This window comes from Tamlana crocina, assembly GCF_012037625.1.
This window is the reverse complement of sequence record NZ_JAAVJS010000694.1, coordinates 1-318: the sequence shown is the minus strand read 5'-3', so window position 1 is coordinate 318 and position 318 is coordinate 1. Positions and strand designations below refer to the sequence as shown.

1 pseudogene is annotated in these 318 nt (G+C 45.0%); it reads right to left on the bottom strand.

Annotated elements, in window-relative coordinates:
• Nucleotides 1–318: pseudogene (locus HC176_RS18590) on the bottom strand (tRNA 2-thiouridine(34) synthase MnmA); the annotation flags it as partial.

Below are 318 nucleotides of genomic sequence, written 5' to 3'. Positions count from 1 at the left end.
CCAATAGGAAATAATGTTTTTGCCAGCTGTTCCTGGGATAACTGACATAGGAAATAGGATTGATCCTTGTTGTTATCCTTTCCGGAGAGCAGGCGGTAAACCTGTTTGCCATCGACCTGAGTTTCTCCTTTACGGCAGTAATGTCCGGTAGCGACAAAGTCGGCACCCAGGGAAAGGGCGATCTTCATAAACACGTCAAACTTTATCTCCCGGTTACAAAGTACATCAGGGTTAGGGGTTCGGCCGCGTTCATATTCATTGAACATGTAATCTACAATACGCTCCTTATATTCTGCACTAAGATCTACGGTTTGGAAC